Genomic DNA, 21,493 nt, shown 5'->3' with positions numbered 1-21,493 from the left:
CAGCGCCTGCACGTCGTTCCATATCTGAATGAATGGGCGCACGGCGGCACTGGGGGTGTTGTCTTTTTCGACATGCCACGACTTCGGCTGTCGACTAGTCTTTTTAAAGATCATTTAAACGAATTTCGTTCTACAACGAGGAGGATCGCCCGACTATGGCGAACTACACCGCTGCTGATGTTAAGAAGCTCCGCGAGATGACCGGCTCCGGCATGATGGACTGCAAGAAGGCCCTGGAAGAGGCTGCAGGCGATTTCGAGAAGGCCGTTGAGATCCTGCGCGTCAAGGGCGCGAAGGACGTGGGCAAGCGCGCAGAGCGCAATGCTCTCGAGGGCCTGGTTGCAGTGTCCGGCAACACGATCGTCGAGATCAACTCCGAGACCGACTTCGTAGCAAAGAACGAAGAGTTCAAGACCATCGCAGGCCAGATCGCTGAGGCAGCAGCAGCTGTTAAGGCAAACACCCCTGAGGAGCTCGCTTCCGCACAGGTTGACGGCACCCCAGCCTCCGAGGTCATCGAGCAGCTCTCCGCAAAGATCGGCGAGAAGCTTGAGCTTCGTCGCGCAGCTACCGTTGAGGCAGAGAACCTCGAGGTTTACCTGCACCAGCGTTCCGCTGACCTGCCACCAGCTGTCGGCGTTCTCGTCGGCTACACCGGTGCTGGCGAGCAGGCTGCTGAGGCCGCTCACCAGGTCGCTCTGCAGATCGCTGCTATGAAGGCTCGTTACCTGACCCGCGAGGATGTCCCAGCTGACGTCGTCGAGAAGGAGCGCGCAGTTCAGGAAGAGATCACCCGCAACGAGGGCAAGCCAGAAGCTGCCGTTGCAAAGATCGTTGAAGGCCGCGTGGGCGCGTTCTTCAAGGACATCGTTCTTTTGGATCAGCCTTCCCTGTCTGACTCCAAGAAGTCCGTCAAGCAGTACGCTGAGGAGAACGGCCTGGAGATCACCAGCTTCGTCCGCTACGAGGTTGGCCAGCAGTAATTCTCGCTGCCAGTTGTGATCCCCGTTTCCGCCTCGTGGCGGAGGCGGGGATTTACGCATTTCGCTTGACGACGATTGGCCCGCCCGAAACTTCTGTGCTCCCTCCGGTGGGTAACTAACGGCATCCCGCCTATTGCAGGTAGGATGTGGAACAGGAAAATTGCGATGGCGTATGCCCAAAAGGAGTACATCTCAAGTGACTGAAACTGCTGAACAACCACGTCATGGCTACAAGCGAGTGATGCTGAAACTCGGGGGTGAGATGTTCGGCGGTGGACAAGTCGGCATCGACCCAGATGTTGTCGAAAACGTTGCAGCCCAAATCGCCGAGGTCGCCGAGACTGGGGCCGAGGTCGCCGTTGTTATCGGTGGCGGTAATTTCTTCCGCGGCGCGGAGCTGCAGCAACGTGGCATGGACCGTGCACGCGCGGACTACATGGGCATGCTCGGCACCGTCATGAACTGTTTGGCTCTGCAGGACTTCCTGCAGCAGCGTGGCGTTGATACCCGCGTCCAGACGTCCATCAATATGGCCCAGATCGCCGAGCCTTACTTGCCGCTGCGCGCGGTACGCCACCTCGAGAAGGGCCGCGTGGTCATCTTCGGTGCAGGTATGGGCATGCCGTACTTCTCCACCGATACCACCGCGGCACAGCGTGCCTTGGAGATCAACTGCGAGGTACTGCTCATGGCCAAGGCCGTCGATGGAGTGTACTCGGATGATCCACGCACGAACCCGGACGCCGAGCTCTACACCGAGATCTCGCCTCGCGAGGTCATCGAAAAGGGCCTCAAGGTAGCCGATGCGACTGCTTTCTCGCTGTGCATGGACAACGAGATGCCGATCCTCGTGTTCAACCTGCTGACCCAAGGAAATATCAAGCGCGCCGTGCAGGGCGAACGGATTGGCACCCTCGTTCAATAAGTTCAGTCGGGTGCTTTAGCACTGGTAGATTGATTAGGTAGCCGCGCTGTGGCGCAAAAATATCCGAGATGATTGCGAAGGAACAACAATGATTGATGAAGTATTGCTAGATGCCGAAGAGCGCATGGGTAACTCCGTAGAACACACCCGCGAGGATCTCGTATCCATCCGTACCGGTCGCGCAAACCCGGCTATGTTTAACGGTCTCGTGGCTGATTTTTACGGCGCACCAACTCCCATCAACCAGATGGCCACCATCTCGGTGCCTGAACCACGCATGCTGCTGATCAAGCCCTATGACATGTCCACCATGGGCGAGATCGAGAACGCTATTCGCAACTCGGACCTCGGCGTGAATCCCACCAACGATGGTCAGGTACTGCGCGTCACCATTCCGCAGCTCACCGAGGAGCGTCGCCGCGACATGGTGAAGATGGCCAAGTCTAAGGGCGAGGATGGCAAGATTGCGATCCGCAATATTCGTCGTCAAGGCATGGAAGCTTTGAAGAAGATCCAGAAGGACGGCGATGCTGGCGAGGACGAGGTTGTCGCAGCAGAAAAGGAACTCGACAACGTCACCGCGTCGTACGTGAAGAAGGTCGACGAAGTCGTCGCTAACAAGGAAGCTGAGCTCATGGAGGTTTAGCACATAGCTAGCCTCCGCGCGCAGCCCTACAAGGAAGCGAGAACTTTGTTTAAAGGTGAGTACTGATAAAGACACCCCCAAACCGCAACGCGATTCAGCGCTACATTTAGACCTGCCCAAGCCGAAGAACTCGGCCGGGCGCAACCTCACCCAGGCGATCATCGTGGGTGTCATTTTGGCTCTGATTGTCATCGCCGCGTTGATTGCGGGACCAATCGGGTGGTATCCGCTGGTTGCCGTGGCGGTCGGTGGGGGAATGTGGGAGGTGCTCACTCGCCTGCGTGAGTCGGGCTATGTAGTTCCTCGCACGCTGCTGTTGGTTGCCGGCCAGGCGATGGTCTGGTCCACGTGGCCTTTCGGTGTGACGGGACTGATTTTCACGTTCACCGTCAGCGCCATTTTGCTCATGTTTGGCAGATTGTTCCACCATGGGCGCACCACGGCCCCGAAAAACTACCTGCGGGACACAGCCGTCTCGATTTTCGTGCTCGTCTGGATCCCACTCTTTGGTTCCTTCGGCGCCATGATTTCACAGCTCTCCTCGTGGGACGTCCCAGGTTCGCTGTTCATCCTGACGTTCATGCTCTGCGTCGTGGGCTCAGACGTGGGCGGCTATATCGCCGGTGTGATGTTCGGTTCCCATCCCATGGCCCCAGCAGTCAGCCCGAAGAAGTCGTGGGAAGGCTTCGCCGGTTCCGTTACCTTCGGCGTTATTATCGGTTCGCTCAGCCTGCACTTCCTGCTGCAACAGGATTGGTGGATTGGGGCGATTCTCGGTTTCGTGTTGGTTATTTGCGCCACGCTCGGCGACTTGGTGGAAAGCCAATTTAAACGAGAGCTGGGGATCAAGGATATGTCGAATTTCCTCCCAGGCCACGGCGGGCTCATGGACCGACTCGACGGCATGCTCCCCGCCGCGGCCGTGACCTGGCTGCTACTCAGCCTGGTCAGCGGCTACTGGTGATTAGCTTTTATAAGCCTTCTTCACCTGGCGACGCAGCTCAAACATGCGCCAGCCACCAACAAGCGCCATGATCAGCGCACCCGTGATTGCCGACATGAGATATGCAATGGCGGCAGGGAAGTGCCAGGTCCATTGGAAGAGCGTGATCTCCACTTCCTGCTGATTCTGCAGAATGAAGATGATCAGCAAGATCAGCAAGAGCGTGCCGACGATCAACGCCGCCCACGTGCCAGCCGCCAGGGAACCGGAGACCTTCGCCGGTGGTTTGGTATCCTCAGCGTGAGGCATGGGTTCCTCGCGTACAGCCGGTGGCTGCGCGGTGTCAGTTGGCTCGGGAATGTCCGTCGGATCGACCGGCTCGATTGGGTCAGAGTAGTCGTATGATCCAGCAGAGGAAGAGTCTCGTGTCATAGGACATATGATAAACGTACGCGCATCAAAATTTATGCTAGGCGTGCGAACAATTCGGTAAACGGCCCTCGACGTGCAATGATGGAGCGCGATATGAGTGAATTTCCTAAGATCCAGTTATTGGCCCCCAAGCATGGTATGCCACCTAAGCATTTCGCTGACCTGACCAAGGCGGAACGCCAGGCAGCAATCCAGGAGCTTGGCCTGCCAAAGTTCCGTGCAGACCAGATCGCACGCCATTATTACGGTCGCTTCGAAGCCGACCCCACCACCATGACCGACCTGCCCGAAGCACAACGCGAGCTTGTCAAGGACGCGCTATTCCCCACACTGTTGACACCAGTGCGCACAGTGGAGACCGACGAAGGCGACACCACGAAAACCCTGTGGCGCCTGCACGACGGCATCTTGTTGGAATCCGTCTTGATGCGTTATACCGACCGCGCGACCTTGTGCATCTCGTCGCAGGCCGGCTGCGGCATGGCATGTCCTTTCTGCGCCACCGGCCAGGGCGGCCTTGACCGCAACCTGTCCACCGCGGAGATCGTCGATCAGGTCCGTGAGGCCGCCGCGATGATGGAAGCGGAAGGCTCTCGCCTCTCCAACATCGTGTTCATGGGCATGGGCGAACCGTTGGCGAACTACAAACGCGTGGTCTCGGCCGTGCGCCAAATCACCCAGCCATCACCAGACGGCTTTGGCATTTCCCAGCGCAATATCACCGTCTCCACGGTTGGTCTGGCGCCAGCGATTCGCAAGCTTGCCGACGAAGACCTCTCCTGCACCCTGGCGGTGTCTTTGCACACGCCTGACGACGAGCTGCGCGACACCCTCGTCCCCATCAATAATCGCTACTCGGTACAAGAGGTTCTTGACGCTGCGCGGTACTACGCCGATAAATCGTCGCGACGCGTCTCGATCGAGTACGCCTTGATCCGCGACATCAACGATCAAGACTTCCGCGCGGACATGCTGGGCCAAAAGTTGCACGAGGCTCTGGGGTCCAAGGTGCACGTGAACCTGATTCCGCTGAACCCGACTCCGGGATCGAAGTGGGATGCCTCGCCGAAGGAGCGCCAGGATGAGTTCGTGCGTCGCGTGATCGCTCAGGGTGTCACCTGTACGGTTCGCGACACCAAGGGCCAGGAAATCGCGGCGGCTTGTGGTCAGCTCGCCGCCGATGAAAAGGTCGGCTAAGCAAAGACACGAAAACACCCTGTACCGAATCGGTACAGGGTTTTTTCGCTGTGGAGCTTTTAGCCTTCGACCTCGCGGAGGTGGCGAACGCGGGATGGCTCGATGTTGAGCGCGCGCAGCTGCGAATCGGAGAGATCAGAGTAATCGCCGGAAAGCGTCTTCTGATCGTAGGCCCAGTCTGGCTCAACGTGGCCGACTGGCTCATTCTTACCCGTCAGCGTGCGGATCTGGGAGAGCTGTGGGCGCAGTGCGAAGAGGATCAGGCCGATGGCGATCAACGCAGCGATTGTGAGCAGCCAGATGGTCTCCACATGGCCACGGTGGTTACCGAAGTTGAAACCCAGCAAGAAAAGAACCGAGATCCAACCAGCGATCTGAATGGTCTTTGGGCTGAATTCCGACCAGCCCCACTTTGCGGAAGGAACGTCTTCCTCAGATACGCCGTTGTAAACCTGGTAGGTCTTCTCGTGGGACGCAGCCATTGCATTCTCCTTTAAAATTGCACTGTTGTCTGCGCTCCATCATCTCACACCGGTGTCCGTTTATGTGAGTGAATACCCCCTTAAGGTTTCATACTTTCGCAGGATAGGGAACTGGTGCCACAATAGGTCGGGTGAGCACTACCAAAACCACAGCAACACGGGTCCTGATTCTTGGTTCCACCGGCTCGATAGGCACCCAGGCCATCGACGTTATTTCGCGCAACCCGGATACCTTTGAGGTCGTCGGGATCGCTGCCGGCGGGTCGAATCCGCATCTACTCATCGAGCAGGCCCGCGCGCTGAACTTGCAGCCGCACAATGTTGCGGTCTCCGACGAACTGGCGGCCGGTACCGTTGCGGAGGCGCTCGGCGGGAAGGTGATTTCTGGTCCGGATGCGGCGCGGGAGCTCGTCGACAAGCAACCTGCGGACACGGTACTCAACGCCCTGGTGGGTTCCCTGGGGCTGGCGGCAACGCTGGCGACGCTGGATACCGGTGCCACCTTGGCGCTGGCGAACAAGGAATCTCTGGTCGCTGGTGGCCGGCTTGTGATTGATCGCGCGCAGCCGGGACAGATCGTGCCGGTGGATTCGGAGCATTCCGCGATGGCGCAGTGTTTGCGCTCTGGGCGTCGCGACGAGGTGGCGCGTTTCGTACTCACGGCCTCCGGTGGGCCGTTTCGCGGGCGCACGCGTGAGCAGATGTGGGATGTCACCCCGGAGCAGGCGGCGGCGCACCCGACGTGGTCGATGGGGCAGATGAATACGCTCAACTCCGCGACGCTTGTAAATAAAGGCCTCGAGCTGATCGAGGCGAGCTTGCTCTTTGATGTCGCGCCGGAGCTCATTGACGTTACGGTGCATCCGCAGTCGATCATCCACTCCGCGGTCACCTTCGTCGACGGCTCCACGATCGCGCAGGCCTCGCCACCGTCGATGATGCTGCCGATCAGCCACGCCCTGGCCTGGCCGAACCGCGTCGCCGACGCCCAGCCGGCCCTCGATTTCTCCCAGGCCCACGATTGGCACTTCGAGCCGCTTGACGACGAGGCCTTCCCAGCCGTGCAACTTGCCCGCGACGTGGCTACCCGGGGTGGCACATTCCCGGCTGTCTACAACGCCGCGAACGAGGAGGCCGCTGCCGCTTTCCTCGCCGGCCGGATCCGTTTCCCCCAGATCGTCGACGTGGTCGCGGCGATCGTCACCGGCGCCGATGATTTCGCCCACGTAGCATCGACCTTCGACGAAGTAGTCGAGGTTGAGCGCATCGCCAGGATGCGCGCCAATACACTTATCGACGAGCTGGCCGCCTAGTTTCTATCTGTTGTAGGGAGGAGCCCACCAGTGGGTTCATATATCTTAGGTGTTCTGCTTTTCGCGTTGGGCATCGCAGCGACCATTGCTTTGCACGAGCTGGGGCACCTGTTAACTGCACGTGCATTTAAGATGCGCGTGCGCAAATACTTCATTGGCTTCGGGCCGACCCTGTGGTCAACGAAGAAGGGCCATACGGAATACGGCATTGCCGCGGTTCCTTTCGGCGGCTTCTGCGAAATCGCAGGCATGACAGCCCAAGACCCCGTTACTGAGGAAGAAGCGCCACACGCCATGGTGAATAAGCCGTGGTGGCAGCGCGTGCTGGTGCTCTCCGGCGGTGTGATCACGAACTTCTTCCTGGGCTTTATGATTCTGTATCTGGTGGCTGTGTCGTCCGGGATCCCGAATCCCTATGCCGATCGCACGCCGACCGTCGGCGAGGTTTCCTGTACCTCCAACCAGATCGATGCCGAAACGCTGGAGGACTGCACTGGTCCGGGACCAGCAGGTGAAGCTGGTGTCCAGGTCGGCGACAAACTGGTCAGCATCGACGGGCAGAAGTTGGATACCTTCCAGGAATTGCGTGAGTACGTCATCGTTCGACCTGGCGAGACCGTCGATCTCACCATTTCACGCGAAGGCGCCGAGCATACCTATGCCATAGAGGTCGAACCCGTTGAGCGCTTGAACGCCGACGGCGAGACGATTTCCGCAGGTGCCGTGGGCTTAACCAACGCCCCTGTCGAGGACGCGATGCGGAAGTTTGGCCCGCTTGAGGCCGTACCCGCCACCGCCGCGTTTACCGGGCAGACCATCAATGCCACCTTCGAGGCGCTGCTGCAATTCCCGGCCAAGATTCCTGGAGTGGTGGCCGCGATCTTCGGTGCCGAGCGCGACATCGAGGGCCCGATGAGTGTCCTGGGTGCGTCGATGACCGGTGGCGAACTGGTTGAGCGCTCCATGTGGAGTGTGTTCTTCATGCTCCTGGCCAATCTGAACTTCTTCCTGGCGCTATTCAATCTGGTTCCGCTGCCACCGCTCGACGGCGGACATATCGCCGTGGTGCTCTACGAAAAGGTCCGCGACTTCTTCCGGCGCTTGCGTGGATTGGGTCCAGGCGGCCCGGCTAATTACGAGAAGCTCATGCCGATCACCTTTGCGATGGCGGCGGTGCTGCTCACCGTGGGTCTGATCGTGATTGTGGCGGACGTTGTCAACCCAATTCGCCTTTTCGGCTAGTTGACACTGGTGCTAGCATTGGTGACAACTTTTGGTTTTCTTTTATGTTGAGGAGAAACATGCCCACACCCATTGGTCTTGGAATGCCTGAAGGGCCAGCACCGACGCTCGCGCCGCGTCGCAAGACCCGCCAACTTTTTGTCGGCGATGTAGGGGTTGGATCAGATCATCCGATTTCCGTGCAGTCGATGACTACTACGAAAACCCACGATATTAACTCCACCCTGCAGCAGATTGCGCAGCTGACCACTGCTGGCTGCGATATCGTGCGCGTTGCCGTGCCAAAGACGGTCGACGCTGAGGCGCTGCCAATCATCGCAAAGAAGTCGCCGATCCCTGTGATCGCCGATATTCACTTCCAGCCGAAGTACATCTTCGCCGCCATCGACGCCGGCTGCGCGGCCGTGCGTGTGAACCCCGGCAACATCCGTGAATTCGATGGTCGCGTCAAGGAAGTCGCGAAGGCTGCCGGCGATGCGGGCATCCCTATCCGTATCGGTGTCAACGGTGGTTCCCTGGATAAGCGCCTGCTGGAGAAGTACGGCAAGGCAACCCCTGAGGCGCTCGTCGAGTCCGCAATCTGGGAAGCAGGCCTTTTCGAGGAGTATGGCTTCGGCGATATCGCGATTTCCGTCAAGCACTCCGACCCAGTTCTCATGGTCGAGGCCTACCGCCAGCTCGCGGCGAAGACCGACTACCCACTGCACCTTGGTGTGACCGAGGCCGGCCCGAAGTTCATGGGCACCATCAAGTCCTCTGTGGCTTTCGGCGCGCTGCTCTCCCAGGGCATCGGCGACACCATCCGCGTGTCCCTGTCTGCCGACCCAGTCGAGGAGATCAAGGTCGGCGACCAGATCCTCCAGGCGCTCAACTTGCGCGAGCGTGGCCTCGAAATCGTGTCCTGCCCATCCTGTGGCCGCGCCCAGGTGGACGTGTACACGCTCGCCGAGGAGGTCACCGCTGGCCTGGATGGCCTCGAGTTCCCACTGCGCGTGGCCGTCATGGGCTGCGTTGTCAATGGTCCAGGCGAGGCGCGCGACGCTGACCTCGGCGTCGCTTCCGGCAACGGTAAGGGTCAGATCTTCGTCAAGGGTGAGGTCGTCGAGACCGTGCCGGAGTCCAAGATCGTAGAAACCCTCATCGACTACGCCAACCGCATCGCCGAAGAGGAAGGCCTCGAGGCGAAGGAAGGCACCAAGGCTGAAGTAAAGGTCACCCACTAGACTTTTTCGGCATTAAGCGTGGCAGCACCGGGAGCATTCCCGGTGCTGCTATTTTTATGCCATGAAAAAGCTCGCGGCAGTTCTCGTAGCGCTGATCATGGCTGCGGGAGTGGTCTCGTGCACACCCCGCCCCAACGACGCGACACCGGTGGCGGAGGATTTCCTCGCCGCGCTCACAACCAACGATGCAGAAAGCATCGCACCGCTTATCGACGATTCCACCACCGCCACCGAGGTGATCAACGCCACCTATACCGGTTTGCAGGCCGAGGGGGCCACCGCGACGTTAAACCAGGTGGAACAAGACGAGAACATGGCCACTGCTTCCTACACGCTGCAGTGGCAGCTTCCCCGCGAGCGCGAACTGACCTACGACACGCAACTCACTCTGACCCAAGTAAGTGGGCAGTGGTCGGTGCGCTGGCAGCCCTCGTTGGTGCATCCGGCACTCGGCGCGCACCAGCACCTCGAGCTGCGACCCGTGCAAGCGGAACCAGCCAGCGTCATTTCCTCTGATGGCGCCGAGCTATTGAAGCCAGGTGTGGCCTACAGGCTGCTGGTCAATACTGAGCAGATGGAATCGTCGCAAAGCACTGCTCGCGCTATCTCTGATGCGCTGAACGCCGCGCATAACGACGATCGCACGGTGCCACAACGCGACGCCGCGCAGCTGGCGGAGGAGATCAGCCGGGCGCAGGGCACGTACTCGGTGGCGATGGTGCCGCAGGCGCAGGGGCAACGGGTCAAAGATGCGCTCGCTGATGTCCAAGGTGTGGTGATTAATGAAGAGGCGGCGATGGTCAATGAGGATCCTTCGTTCGCTCCTGACATCATGGCGCGCGTCGGAGGCATTGTCGCCGATGAACTTGAGGGCACAAATGGGTGGCGAGTCTCGATAGTTAATAGCGAGGGCGCAGCCTACGAAGACGTGGAATATCACGGCCCCGATCCGGCTCCGGCCGTGAAGATTAGTCTGGATTCGAAGGTGCAAACTGCCGCCGAGCAGGCACTGGAACCGGTTGCTGGCCAGCAGGCCGTGATCGTGGCGGTGCGGCCGTCGAGTGGCGAGATCCTCGCGATCGCCCAGACCCAAGCTGCGGACCGAGATGGCAATATCGGCCTGATGGGGCAGTACCCGCCGGGATCCGTGTTCAAGATTGTCACGGCCGCGGCGGGGCTTGAGCTGCAGGGGCAAACGCCTGGGTCGATCGTGGGGTGCCCTGGTACGCAGAATATTTACGGTCGCATCGTGACCAACTACGAGGGGTTTGCGCTCGGTAACGTTCCGCTTGAGGAAGCCTTCGCGCGTTCGTGCAACACCACCTTCGCCGACATGTCGACCAACCTGGAGCCAGGGGAATTGGAGAAGGTGGGCAAGCAATTCGGCCTCGGTGTCGACTACAACATTCCTGGCCTAGATACCCTGACCGGTTCGATCCCTGTCGGCGAAACCCCCCTCGAACGCACCGAGGCAGGCTATGGTCAGGGCTACGATCTGGCCAGCCCCTTCGGCCTTGCGCTGGTGGCATCGACCGTGGCCAACGGGCAGACCCCGACACCGTATTTGATTGAGGGGCAGCACACCGAGGTCAGCGAGGAGGTCGCGCCACTGAGCGAAGAAACCATTACGAATACCCGTCAGATGATGCGGTCGGTGGTCACAAACGGTACCGCCAGTGGCATGACCGCCGGCGGCGAAATCTACGGCAAGACCGGTGAGGCCGAGATCACGGGAGGCTCGCACGCCTGGTTTGCCGGCTACCGCGACGACCTTGCTTTTGCCACCCTGGTTGTGCTCGGCGGCGGCTCCGAAGCCGCGGTCGCTTTGACTGACAGCATGCTGGTCAATCTGGATCAGGCCAACCTGCCTCCGGGGGATGCTGCCCATGAACCAGGTGGGGGACTACCATGAGTTCCATGACTGAACGCGCAATGCTCACCCCAGGTAAACCCACCCCAATTCGTTCGGTGCCCGATTCCATCGAGCGCCCCGAATACGTGTGGAAGTCGGAAGTCCAGGAGAATATCGGCGAGCCATTCGTCCAGACTCCCGAGGTCATCGAGGCAATGCGCGAGGCGTCGAAGATTGCGGCCAATGCTCTTGCATTAGCTGGTGCGGCGGTTGCCCCGGGCAAAACCACCGATGAAATCGATGCCATTGCGCACGAATACATGATCGAGCACGGCGCGTACCCGTCGTGTTTGGGCTACCGTGGTTACACCAAATCCACGTGCATCTCGCTCAACGAGATCGTCTGCCACGGTATCCCGGATACCACCGTGATCCAGGACGGTGACATCGTCAACATCGACGTCACCGCGTATAAGAACGGTGTCCACGGCGACACCAACGCGACCTTCCTCGCTGGCAACGTCTCGGAGGAACATCGTCTGCTCGTCGAGCGCACGAAGGAAGCCACCATGCGTGGCATCAAGGTGGCCAAGCCCGGCCGTCAGATCAATGTCATCGGTCGCGTGATTGAGTCCTACGCCAAGCGCTTCGGCTACAACGTGGTCACCGATTTCACCGGCCACGGTGTAGGCCCCACGTTCCACAATGGTCTCGTCGTCCTGCATTACGATTCTGATGCGTACACCGACGTCCTCGAGCCGGGCATGACCCTGACCATCGAGCCGATGATCAACTTAGGCGAGTTGCCGTACACGATCTGGGACGACAATTGGACCGTGCAGAACAACGACGGCAAGTTCACCGCCCAGTTTGAGCACACGATTGTGATCACGGAAGACGGAAACGAGATCCTCACCATTCCTGATGAGGACCTCGTTTAAGGTTCAGTTTAGAACTGGATGAAGTGCGGGATCATGCCGTTGTAGACAGCGTAGTTGTATGCAGCGATGATGCCGCCAAGCAGCGAGCCGACAACACCGAGATCGACGATTGTTGCCCACAGGTTTGCCCACTGTGGTGCGGCCTCGGCGTCACGCTCGTTGCCGAGGATGTCGGTGGCGTTGACAGGGGTGTCGGCGTCGGTTGCATCGCCGACTGGGCCGAGGCCCTCGCCGGAGGACAGGCCGTTCAAGGTGAGTTCGGTGAGCTCGGAGGAGCCATTCTCATAGCGGTCGGAGGAGCCGGTTTCGTAGCCTTCAGCGACGGGGGCTTCTTGTGCCGAGACGATGGAGGTGCCCGCTAGGGAGACGGTCAAAGCGGTAGCTGCGGCGAGGGCAGCGGTGCGGAACTTGCGCATGGTGAGAGTCCTTTGAGAAGAAGAGGGAATTACTTAGCGAATGGGCCGTGAACGACGAAGTTGTACAGCGGTCCAATCAGGGTGCCGATCAGCGCGCCAAGACCACCGAGGATGGTCACGCCGTAGAGGACCTGTGCCCACGCCGGCTGCTCGCCGAAGCCATCCTTGGTCGAGCCGAAGATCTCGCGACCGTCTGCGAAGTTCTCAGAGTTTTCTTCGGCGGTAGGATCCTGGTTCGTCTCAGGGTTGGTATTGACGTCGAAGACGTCAGAGCCAATTTGCGACGAAAGGTTGGATTCACCGAACGTGATGGTTGGGTTTTCCTGCGCCGAAGCTACTGTGGTGGATCCCAGGGCAACGGTCAGTGCAGTCGCGCCCGCGAGGGCAGCCTTACGGAAATTACTCATCTAAATATGTCCTTTATGTGGTTCCGGCCAGACCTATCACTGGGCAAGTCGGACCGGGTGGTATGGACACCTGGAAATTCGCTGTACAGAACCAGGTGATAATGCGTCACTGTAGTGGAGATATTAGATCCTTGCTGCTCTTCGCTGTGAAGTTGATGTGTACTCAAAGGTGCCGTCTGCCAGCATAAATCCTTTTTATACGAATAAGTGCATGTCATTCGGCAAAAATGCGGACCTTGATCATATGAAAATCCCGCAAAGGTATCACTGTGATTTGTAACACGATTGCGGGATCTGGGTAGAACTGAGAGGTTAGGATTCCTGGCGGATCACGTCGGGGAACTCGAAATCGAGCCCCAGCAACGCGTTCTCCGTCACCTCAGGTAGGGCCGGGTGGATCCAGTACTGATTCATGGCCACCTCACGGACGTCTAGGTCGAAGGCCATTACCGTAATCATCTGCTGGATCAGGGTCGAGGCCTGCGGCCCCATGTAGTGGGCGCCTAGAAGCTTGCCGGTGTCCTTATCGGCGACCAACTTCACGATGCTGGTGGAATCCTCCAGGGCCCAACCGTAGGCAACATCACCATAGTTCTGCACCTTGACGGTGGTGTTATAGCCCTGGTCCTTGGCTTGCTGCTCAGTCAGACCCACGGTGGCAATCTGGGGGTTTGTGAAAATGGCAGACGGCACGTGCTTGTGTGGCATCTCCACCATCTCGTCTGGGTGCAAGATATTGTGGCGTACTGCCTTGGTTTCGGCATTGGCCACGTGCTTGAGCTGGTACGGGGACGACACATCGCCCAGCGCCCACACGCCTTCCGCGGTGGTGCGACCATACTCGTCGACCTTGATGCGGCCATCCTCGTGCATTTCAATACCCGCAGCGGCCGGGTCCATCTGGTCGCCATTGGGCTGACGTCCCGTGGCTACGAGTAGTACCTCGGAGGTGACCTCGGAATCGTCGTCAAGCACGAGCGTTACGCCGTTTTCGTCCTCGCGCGCAGTCTTACAAATGCGACCGATGCGCGTGTCGAAGCGGGCGTCCGCGATCTCGTTGTAGCGCGTGACTAGCTCATCGTCGAGGGCGCGCAGCAGTGGGGAACGGTTGACCCAGGTCACCTTCGTGCCGAGTGACTGGAAGACATGCGCGAACTCCGCGGCGATGAAGCCACCGCCGACGATGGTCATGGATTTCGGCTGCTCGTCGAGACGCATGATCGTCTCGTTGGTGTGATAGGTGACCCCGGAGTTGGCAATACCACTCGGGATGATCGGCCGCGAGCCTGCCGCAACGATGATGGTGTCGGCGGAGATGATCTTCTCCTCGGCGCCCTGGCCAGTCTTAAGCGTTTTCGGTGCGATGAATGTGGCGTGCTGGTCGTAGACGGTGATGTTCGGGGTTTCAGGACCTCGTCGATAAGCTTCTCCGCCCTCCGCGATCAGGTCAATGCGGTCATGGAAAACGCGCTTGACAATCGACTTCCAGTCGGCGCCGTTGTACTCGGTGTTGAGCCCAAGTTTCGACGAATCGCTGGCCTGGTGCGCACGGTCCGCCGCCACGACGTACATTTTCGTCGGAATACACCCGACGTTCATGCAGGTACCGCCAAAGAGACCTTTCTCGACGATGGCGATGGTCTTATCGTCGAATTCCGGGGTGGGGATGGAATTGCCCGAACCCGCGCCGATGATGATGTAGTCGTAATGGGCGTCGATTGCAGCCACGGTAGTAAATCTCCTTGTGAATTTGATATGCCTATTTAGAACTAACCGTTGGGGTTCGGTATTGATTCCCCGAGTGACCTTCTAGTGATGCTCGAGCCATTCGCTGGTCACCGAAAAGGCCTTGCGGCGGGCATCGGTCAGCGACAAGAAGACATCATGGCGAGCGCCCTCGATGGTACGGACGCGGACGTCGTCGGAAAGCCGCGGCGACCAGCGCTGGATCTGCGCGACATCGAGCACGGTATCGGCGGTATTCGACGCAGGGGAGTAGGGCTTACTCAGATAGGAATGCGACGAACACAACGTGAGAACTGGGACACCCGTATTAATCTCGCCGCGGTGGATCCGCCTCTGATTGCCCATCACGGTGCGCAGCCACCCCATATACTTCGGGTGCCCGCCCACCGGCTTCTTCACCAGGTCGAAGTCCCACTCGCCGTGCTTGCTCTTGTGAATCGACTGGCCATAGGTACCCAGATTGCCGCCGGGAACCTTAATGTTTGGCCGCCGCTTGCCCACGACCTTCACAATCGGGGTGATCACGCGCACGAACCACTGCGGGTACTGCATATCCAGCCAGGGGCTATTGAGAATGATGCCCCCGAGCTTGTCGTGCAAACCCGGATTGGTGCGGCGCAGGTGATCCGCCCACAAGGGGACGATGAGACCGCCGGTGGAATGGCAGATCGGAATCACCGCCGGGTGGGTACTCGTGAGGATCTCGGTGGCGCGGGTGAGCTCGGGAAAATAATGCGACAGATCGTTGGTGAAGTGCCAGCGCTGACCCTCCTGGCGGGCGCGCCCACACTTGCGAAGGTCCAGGGCATAAAACGGGTAGCCCTGCTCAACGAAATAATCCGCGACGTGGGTCTGGAAGAAATAATCCGTCATGCCATGCACCCACAGCAGCGCCGGCTTTCCCGTCGGTGCGTCCGGCAGTCGACGCACAAGCGTTGCAATGGCTTTGCCTTCGCCCTCGGGGTCGGGGCCGAAGTCCAAGTCTGCGCGTTCGTACTGCGAGCCAAGCTCGTCTGGTTGCCACGAAAGAGTGTCAAAGAGACCGTCGTTTTGCGTCATGGCGCTATTCTAGGGCAGCTTCAGGGCGGCAGTGAAAGTTGTCACTACGAAGCCGGTCGCGAGTGTTGCCTGCCTGGTTATGGGCACCCAGACGGTGGCTTTACCCCCAGAAGGGGAGTAGGAGGCAACAATCGTGAATTGCAGCCACCTCTATTATCACCCCCGAGATTCATGCGCGTATCATCTATGGGTATCCACTCCACCGGCGACATGGGTGAGCTTTTCGTTGCCTAAATGCCGGTGTACAACGACGTTCAACGACGAAGAGGTTTTTACAGGTGTCCAACGACAATACGACTGGAACTGCACACGACGAGGTAGACGTCCTCCTCGTCGGTGCCGGTGTAATGAGCGCAACCCTTGGCGCAATGCTCCGCGAGCTCGAGCCAAGCTGGACCCAGGCAATCTACGAGCGCCTCGACGGACCAGCTCTGGAGTCGTCGTCCCCTTGGAACAACGCCGGTACCGGTCACTCTGCTCTCTGCGAGCTGAACTACACGCCTGAGGTCAACGGCAAGATCGACGTGTCCAAGGCCGTCAACATCAATGAGAAGTTCCAGGTTTCGCGTCAGTTCTGGGCGAACCAGCTCGGCAACGGCATCCTGACCAACCCGGAAGAGTTCATCAACCCAGTTCCTCACGTGTCCTTCGGCCAGGGCGAGGATCAGATTGATTACCTGCGTCGTCGCTACGATGCTCTGAGCAAGAACCACCTCTTCCCAAACATGGAGTTTTCCGACGACAAGGACCTCTTTGCGGAGAAGCTCCCCGTGATGTCGAAGGGCCGCGACTTCGAGCAGGAACCAGTCGCAATTTCCTGGACCAATGTCGGCACCGATATCAACTACGGTGCACTGACCCGCCAATTCCTCACCGCCGCTGAGGCTGCGGGCACGGACATCCGTTACAGCCACGAGGTCATCGGCCTGAAGAAGGATGGCAAGGGCTGGCGCGTGACCGTGAAGAACGTTCACACCGGCGACAAGAAGGTCACCAAGGCTCGTTTCGTCTTCGTGGGTGCGGGCGGCTACGCACTTGACCTGCTGCGTAAGGCAGGCGTCTCCGAGGTCCGCGGCTACGCTGGCTTCCCAATCTCTGGCATGTGGCTGCGTTCCACCAACCCAGAGCTCATCGAGGCGCACGATGCGAAGGTCTACGGCAAGGCAAAGGTCGGCGCGCCTCCAATGTCCGTTCCTCACCTGGATACCCGCGTCATTGACGGCGAGAAGGGTCTGCTCTTCGGCCCATACGGTGGCTGGACTCCAAAGTTCCTGAAGGAAGGCTCTTACGTCGACCTGTTCAAGTCTATCCGCCTGGACAACATTCCTTCTTACCTGGGTGTTGCAGCGACCAACTTCGGCCTGGTCAAGTACCTCGTCGAGGAGGTTGTCAAGGACTTCGACGCGAAGATCGAGACCCTGAAGGAATACGTTCCTGCCGCTGAGGGCAAGGACTGGGAGACCGTCGTTGCTGGTCAGCGCGTTCAGGTGATCAAGCCTGCGAATGCTCCTAAGTTCGGTACCCTCGAGTTCGGTACGGCGTTGATCAACAACTCCGAGGGCTCCATTGCTGGTCTGCTCGGTGCTTCCCCGGGCGCTTCCATCGCTCCTGCTGCGATGATCGAGCTGCTTGAGCGTTGCTTCGGCGAGCGCATGATCGAGTGGGCTCCAAAGATCCTCGAAATGGTCCCAACTTACGGCAAGGCTCTCGTCAACGACGAGGCTGCGTACCAAGAGCAGTGGGATTACACCCAGAAGATGCTCAAGTTGGATCGTTAAAGCTTTTTCGCTTTACGACGAATACCTCACCCCGCACCCTGGCAACCCCAAGGTGCGGGGTGTAGCGTTTTTCTTATGCAAAAGATCATTCCTAACCTCTGGTACTCCGGCACCGCAGATGAGGCCGCGGAGTTCTACGTTCAGTCCCTTCCCCAGACAAAACTTGAAGAAAACGTCGCCTACCCGACAGAAGGTCTGGCTGACTTCCAGCTGGATTTGGCAGGTAAAACACTTACAAACGAGATTTCCATCGATGGTTTCCGGATGATCCTGGTCAACGCCGGCGATGAGTTCCGGCCCAATCCCGCCATCAACTTCTTCCTCAACTTCGACGCCGAAGCCACCCTGCGCGCGACGTGGGAGAAACTCATCGTGGGCGGCAAGGTGCTCATGGAGCTCAACCAGTACCCTCACTCCCAGCTCTATGGCTGGGTAGAAGACAAGTACAGGGTGAACTGGCAGTTGATGCTCACCAACCCTGACGGGGATCCCCGCCCCTTTGTCGTCCCGCAGCTGATGTTCTGTGGACCCGCCCAAAATAAAGCCGCGGAAGCCACCGATTATTACATCGCCACCATTGAAGACAGCGCTCCGGGCAACCGCGTGACCTATCAGGAGATGGGCCAAGATGCACCTAACGGCGCCGAAGTCGTTTTTTCTGATTTCCAGCTCGGTGGCCAGTGGTTCTCTGCCATGGACTCGGCCGTGGATCAAGCATTCACGTTCACCGAAGGCGTGTCCTTGATGGTCAACTGCAAGGACCAGGCCGAGATTGATAAGTACTGGGACGCCCTGTCCGCCGTGCCGGAATCCGAAGTATGCGGCTGGCTCAAAGACAGGTGGGGCATGTCCTGGCAGATCGTTCCAGAGAACATGGGCGAGCTCATGGAGCGCCCCGGTGCCTACGAGAAGATGATGCAGATGAAGAAGCTAATTATCGACGAGTTCTAGACCCTTAAGTCCCGCAGTACGTCACAAACGGCTCGGGGTCTTCAGGCTGGGCCAGCCACGCTGGTCCAGCCTTCGGGTTATAGGGGTCCGTGACCGCGCCCAGGAGCAGGAAATAGGGGCCCAAATCTCCGCGCTCGGCGTCCTTGATGGCATTGCCCAGCATCCTATTGCGCGGTTTAAACACCAGATCATCGCGGCGCGAGGTGTCTAGCTCATCCCAGCGCTGCTGCATCGTCGCGAGCATGGCCTGGGCCTCGTCAATATCAAGCACGGGGACGAGCGCCTCGGCAAGCTTGGTCAGGTTCCACGCCATGATGTCGGGCTGATTACCAAACGCGTAGCGACCACCAGTATCAATCGATGAGAACACCGCCTTCGGGTCAAAGTCCTCGGTAAACGCACACGGACCGTAGTCGATCGTCTCGCCCGACAGGGTTACATTGTCGGTGTTCATCACCCCGTGGACGAAACCGATGCGCATCCACTGCGCCACCAGATTCAGCTGCCTGTTAATCACTGTGTCCAGGAGCTCGGATGCCGTAGCAAAGCCCGCGAATTCCACGACCCGCCGCACCAGCTCCTCCGACTGCGTTGCCGCCAGCTGCACCGTGCCCACCCGCAGATGAGAGGAAGCCACCCGCACAACGACCGCACCCTGGGCAGGTCTGCCGTCGCGGATCAAACGCTCACCGGTAGCTACCACCGCCAGCGCCCGCGTCGTCGGGATGCCCGCCGCATGCATGAACTCGCTGACCAGATACTCGCGCAGCATCGGACCGAGTGCACCCTTGCCATCGGACATCCCTCGCGAAAACGCAGTCCGGCCCGAGCCCTTGACCTGAATCTCGTATCCGGCGAGATCACCAAGCAACAGCGCGCGCCCATCGCCCAACAGGCCCGCAAACTGACCGAACTGGTGGCCCACATAGGCCGTCGCATGCCCTCCACCGGCACCAGTGAGCCACGCCAGGCCCTCAGGGGTGCGCAGCCAATCCGTATCCAGGCCGAGTTCGCGGGATAAATCGTCGTTAAGCACAATCAAAGTGCGATCCGGGAAGCTTGCCGCGGTGGTCTCCACCGCAAACTCCGGCAGTGCGTCGGCGAAAGCGTGGGTAAGTCGTGGTTCGCTCATGTCCCCAGCCTAGACTGAGACACTATGAATTATGGACGAGTCACCCTAGTCGGCGGTGGTCCGGGCGCCTGGGACCTGATCACCGTGCGAGGCCTGCGCGCCCTGGAGAAGGCCGATGTGATCCTCACTGACCATCTCGGACCGACGAATCAGCTGGAAGATTTCCTGGATCTTGCTGGCAAAGAGGTCATCGATGTGTCCAAGCTGCCGTACGGCAGGCAGGTGGCGCAGGAGAAGACCAACGAGTTGATCATCGAGCACGCTCGCGCCGGCAAACACGTGGTGCGGCTCAAGGGCGGCGACCCGTATGTCTTTGGTCGCGGCTTCGAGGAGTACCAGGAGTGCCTCGCCGCCGGGATCGCCTGTGAGGTCGTGCCGGGTGTGACCAGCGCCGTGTCCGTGCCTGCCGCCGCCGAGGTGCCGGTGACGCATCGCGGCGTGACACATTCCTTCACGCTGGTTTCCGGCCACCTCGCCCCGGGCCATCCGGGTTCGCTGATCAACTGGGAGGCGCTCGCCCAGGTCGGCGGCACCATCGTCGTGATCATGGGGGTGCGCAATGCCCGAGCCATCCTCGATGCGCTCGTCTCCGCGGGCCTCGACCCGCAGACCCCGGCGAAGGTCATCGAGAACGGCGAGACCCCGCAGCAGCGCGCCTTTTCTGCCACCGCCGCCACGCTCGCCGATACGATGGAGGCGAACAACATCACCAACCCCGCCGTGTATGTCATTGGAAAGGTCGCCGGTCTTGCGCACGCTTGATGCACTCATCCTCGAGGTCGCGCCGCGCGCCGACACGGTTATCATCGACGACGACCCAGAGCGTTCGCTTATCGACGATCGCCTCTCCGCTAACCGCGTCATCTCGATTTCGCCGGACTTCGCGCAGTCCCGGGACGCAATCGCCCGCGGTGCGGAATCCGTGGAGGACAACCGCCTCGATCAGTGGCTGACAGGGGAGGGCAGCGCCGTTGTGATCGGGCAGATGCCGAAGTCGCTGGCCAGACTCGATTATGTGGCACGCTCCGTAGCCTCGGCCGGGTTCAGCGAGGTCACCCTTGTTTTCGGCGGGAACAACAAGCACCTCTCGCGCTCCATGAATGAGGTGCTGGGGGAGTCCTTCGAGGAGGTCTCTGCCTCTCGCGGCAAGGGCAAGTTCCGCTGCCTGGTCGCCACTGGGCCGAAGCCCTCGAGCTACGAGCCGAAGCAATCGGGCGGCCTCGTCGCCGTCGGAGGCGTGTTCTCCGGTGCACGCGAGGACTTCGGTGGCCAACTGCTGGCGCAGGTGGTCGTCGATAAGCGAACTGCTCCTGGGACCGTCCTTGATCTGGGCTGTGGCAACGGATCGGTGGCCAAGCGCGTGCTGGAGGCCTATCCGGATGCGCGCGTCGTTGCCACCGACGCCGACGCTGACGCGGTGAACTCTGCCCGCGCCACTCTCGGGGATCGCGCTGAGGTGACCTGGGACGATGCCGGGGCGCGGTTGGAACCGGGTTTCGATACCGTGATGCTCAACCCGCCGTTCCACGAGGGCACCACGGTTGATGCCACGTTGGTGCAGCATCTCCTCGATGGGGCGGCTCGGTTGCTGAAACCCGGCGGGCAGATCTATGTCGTGCACAATTCGCACTTGCGCTACCGTCCGGAGCTGGAAGCGCGCTTCGCCAACGTGACGGAGGAAGCGCGAAACCAGAAATTTACCGTCATGCGTGGGGAACTCCGGGGGTAAAAGGGGTAGGTGACTAGTTATTAATGCGCTGCGAAGAATCCTACAGCTGGCTGGGTAAACGCTGGCGGTGAGGTATAGGGCACCTGGGTAGGTGAT

21 protein-coding genes are annotated in these 21,493 nt (G+C 59.8%); 14 read left to right on the top strand and 7 right to left on the bottom strand.

Translation table 11 applies throughout. The features are described from left to right. The first annotated feature begins 155 nt into the window (after positions 1 to 155). From tsf to A37O_RS0113525, 4 genes are all read left to right on the top strand, one after another. A complete protein-coding gene (gene tsf, locus A37O_RS0113540) occupies positions 156 to 983 on the top strand; it encodes a translation elongation factor Ts (protein ID WP_018298049.1) in 828 nt (275 codons plus the stop codon). 196 nt (positions 984 to 1,179) lie between these two features. After that, the gene (gene pyrH / locus A37O_RS0113535) at positions 1,180 to 1,908 is read left to right on the top strand and encodes a UMP kinase (RefSeq protein ID WP_018298048.1); all 729 of its coding nucleotides are present in this window, start codon (positions 1,180 to 1,182) and stop codon (positions 1,906 to 1,908) included. An 88-nt stretch (positions 1,909 to 1,996) separates the two neighbouring features. After that, complete coding sequence (gene frr, locus A37O_RS0113530) at positions 1,997 to 2,554, top strand: ribosome recycling factor (protein WP_018298047.1); 558 nt, start codon at positions 1,997 to 1,999, stop codon at positions 2,552 to 2,554. Between the two features lie 55 nt (positions 2,555 to 2,609). Beyond that, a complete protein-coding gene (locus A37O_RS0113525) occupies positions 2,610 to 3,518 on the top strand; it encodes a phosphatidate cytidylyltransferase (protein ID WP_018298046.1) in 909 nt (302 codons plus the stop codon). Here the strand turns inward: A37O_RS0113525 and A37O_RS0113520 are convergent, their stop codons facing one another. Then, a complete protein-coding gene (locus A37O_RS0113520; RefSeq protein WP_018298045.1) occupies positions 3,519 to 3,929 on the bottom strand; it encodes a LapA family protein in 411 nt (136 codons plus the stop codon). A 93-nt stretch (positions 3,930 to 4,022) separates the two neighbouring features. Between A37O_RS0113520 and rlmN the strand changes: the two genes are divergently transcribed. After that, positions 4,023 to 5,126, top strand: coding sequence for a dual-specificity RNA methyltransferase RlmN (gene rlmN, locus A37O_RS0113515; protein ID WP_018298044.1), 1,104 nt, complete (start codon positions 4,023 to 4,025; stop codon positions 5,124 to 5,126). Positions 5,127 to 5,185: 59 nt separating this feature from the next. Here the strand turns inward: rlmN and A37O_RS0113510 are convergent, their stop codons facing one another. Continuing rightward, complete coding sequence (locus A37O_RS0113510) at positions 5,186 to 5,608, bottom strand: DUF2631 domain-containing protein (RefSeq protein ID WP_018298043.1); 423 nt, start codon at positions 5,606 to 5,608, stop codon at positions 5,186 to 5,188. A 131-nt stretch (positions 5,609 to 5,739) separates the two neighbouring features. Between A37O_RS0113510 and dxr the strand changes: the two genes are divergently transcribed. From dxr to map, 5 genes are all read left to right on the top strand, one after another. Then, entirely contained in the window at positions 5,740 to 6,921 is a 1,182-nt protein-coding gene (gene dxr, locus A37O_RS0113505; protein WP_018298042.1) for a 1-deoxy-D-xylulose-5-phosphate reductoisomerase, read from the top strand. A gap of 30 nt (positions 6,922 to 6,951) precedes the next feature. Beyond that, entirely contained in the window at positions 6,952 to 8,163 is a 1,212-nt protein-coding gene (locus A37O_RS0113500) for a M50 family metallopeptidase (protein WP_018298041.1), read from the top strand. A 59-nt stretch (positions 8,164 to 8,222) separates the two neighbouring features. Further along, positions 8,223 to 9,386 carry a flavodoxin-dependent (E)-4-hydroxy-3-methylbut-2-enyl-diphosphate synthase gene (gene ispG / locus A37O_RS0113495; protein ID WP_018298040.1) on the top strand — a complete coding sequence of 388 codons (1,164 nt, stop codon included), beginning with the start codon at positions 8,223 to 8,225 and terminating at the stop codon, positions 9,384 to 9,386. 61 nt (positions 9,387 to 9,447) lie between these two features. Beyond that, complete coding sequence (locus A37O_RS0113490) at positions 9,448 to 11,298, top strand: penicillin-binding transpeptidase domain-containing protein (RefSeq protein ID WP_018298039.1); 1,851 nt, start codon at positions 9,448 to 9,450, stop codon at positions 11,296 to 11,298. A gap of 5 nt (positions 11,299 to 11,303) precedes the next feature. Beyond that, positions 11,304 to 12,179, top strand: coding sequence for a type I methionyl aminopeptidase (map, locus tag A37O_RS0113485; protein WP_026196384.1), 876 nt, complete (start codon positions 11,304 to 11,306; stop codon positions 12,177 to 12,179). Between the two features lie 8 nt (positions 12,180 to 12,187). Here map and A37O_RS0113480 read toward each other — a convergent pair whose 3' ends face one another. From A37O_RS0113480 to A37O_RS0113465, 4 genes are all read right to left on the bottom strand, one after another. Then, positions 12,188 to 12,595, bottom strand: a complete 408-nt coding sequence (locus tag A37O_RS0113480; RefSeq protein WP_018298037.1) for a hypothetical protein — start codon at positions 12,593 to 12,595, stop codon at positions 12,188 to 12,190. 29 nt (positions 12,596 to 12,624) lie between these two features. Further along, positions 12,625 to 13,002 carry a hypothetical protein gene (locus A37O_RS0113475; protein ID WP_018298036.1) on the bottom strand — a complete coding sequence of 126 codons (378 nt, stop codon included), beginning with the start codon at positions 13,000 to 13,002 and terminating at the stop codon, positions 12,625 to 12,627. Between the two features lie 312 nt (positions 13,003 to 13,314). Further along, on the bottom strand, positions 13,315 to 14,730 hold the full coding sequence (gene mtr, locus A37O_RS0113470; RefSeq protein ID WP_018298035.1) for a mycothione reductase: 1,416 nt from the start codon (positions 14,728 to 14,730) through the stop codon (positions 13,315 to 13,317). A gap of 81 nt (positions 14,731 to 14,811) precedes the next feature. Then, positions 14,812 to 15,807, bottom strand: coding sequence for an alpha/beta hydrolase (locus tag A37O_RS0113465; protein ID WP_018298034.1), 996 nt, complete (start codon positions 15,805 to 15,807; stop codon positions 14,812 to 14,814). A gap of 278 nt (positions 15,808 to 16,085) precedes the next feature. Here A37O_RS0113465 and mqo point away from each other — a divergent pair, with 278 nt between their 5' ends. After that, the gene (gene mqo / locus A37O_RS0113460) at positions 16,086 to 17,585 is read left to right on the top strand and encodes a malate dehydrogenase (quinone) (protein ID WP_018298033.1); all 1,500 of its coding nucleotides are present in this window, start codon (positions 16,086 to 16,088) and stop codon (positions 17,583 to 17,585) included. A gap of 75 nt (positions 17,586 to 17,660) precedes the next feature. Then, on the top strand, positions 17,661 to 18,536 hold the full coding sequence (locus A37O_RS0113455; RefSeq protein ID WP_018298032.1) for a VOC family protein: 876 nt from the start codon (positions 17,661 to 17,663) through the stop codon (positions 18,534 to 18,536). 4 nt (positions 18,537 to 18,540) lie between these two features. Here A37O_RS0113455 and A37O_RS0113450 read toward each other — a convergent pair whose 3' ends face one another. After that, positions 18,541 to 19,668 carry a protein adenylyltransferase SelO family protein gene (locus A37O_RS0113450; RefSeq protein WP_018298031.1) on the bottom strand — a complete coding sequence of 376 codons (1,128 nt, stop codon included), beginning with the start codon at positions 19,666 to 19,668 and terminating at the stop codon, positions 18,541 to 18,543. A 24-nt stretch (positions 19,669 to 19,692) separates the two neighbouring features. Between A37O_RS0113450 and cobA the strand changes: the two genes are divergently transcribed. Together cobA and A37O_RS0113440 are read left to right on the top strand one after the other, a co-directional pair. Then, on the top strand, positions 19,693 to 20,430 hold the full coding sequence (cobA, locus tag A37O_RS15545) for a uroporphyrinogen-III C-methyltransferase (protein ID WP_018298030.1): 738 nt from the start codon (positions 19,693 to 19,695) through the stop codon (positions 20,428 to 20,430). Next, complete coding sequence (locus A37O_RS0113440) at positions 20,417 to 21,397, top strand: class I SAM-dependent methyltransferase (RefSeq protein WP_018298029.1); 981 nt, start codon at positions 20,417 to 20,419, stop codon at positions 21,395 to 21,397. The genes cobA and A37O_RS0113440 overlap by 14 nt, the downstream gene beginning before the upstream one ends. The last annotated feature ends 96 nt before the right edge of the window (positions 21,398 to 21,493 follow it).

Origin of the sequence: Corynebacterium lubricantis DSM 45231, from assembly GCF_000379425.1 — a bacterium.
In the GTDB taxonomy this organism is placed as follows: Bacteria; Actinomycetota; Actinomycetes; order Mycobacteriales; family Mycobacteriaceae; genus Corynebacterium; species Corynebacterium lubricantis.
This window is presented reverse-complemented; position numbering and strand designations above follow the sequence as displayed.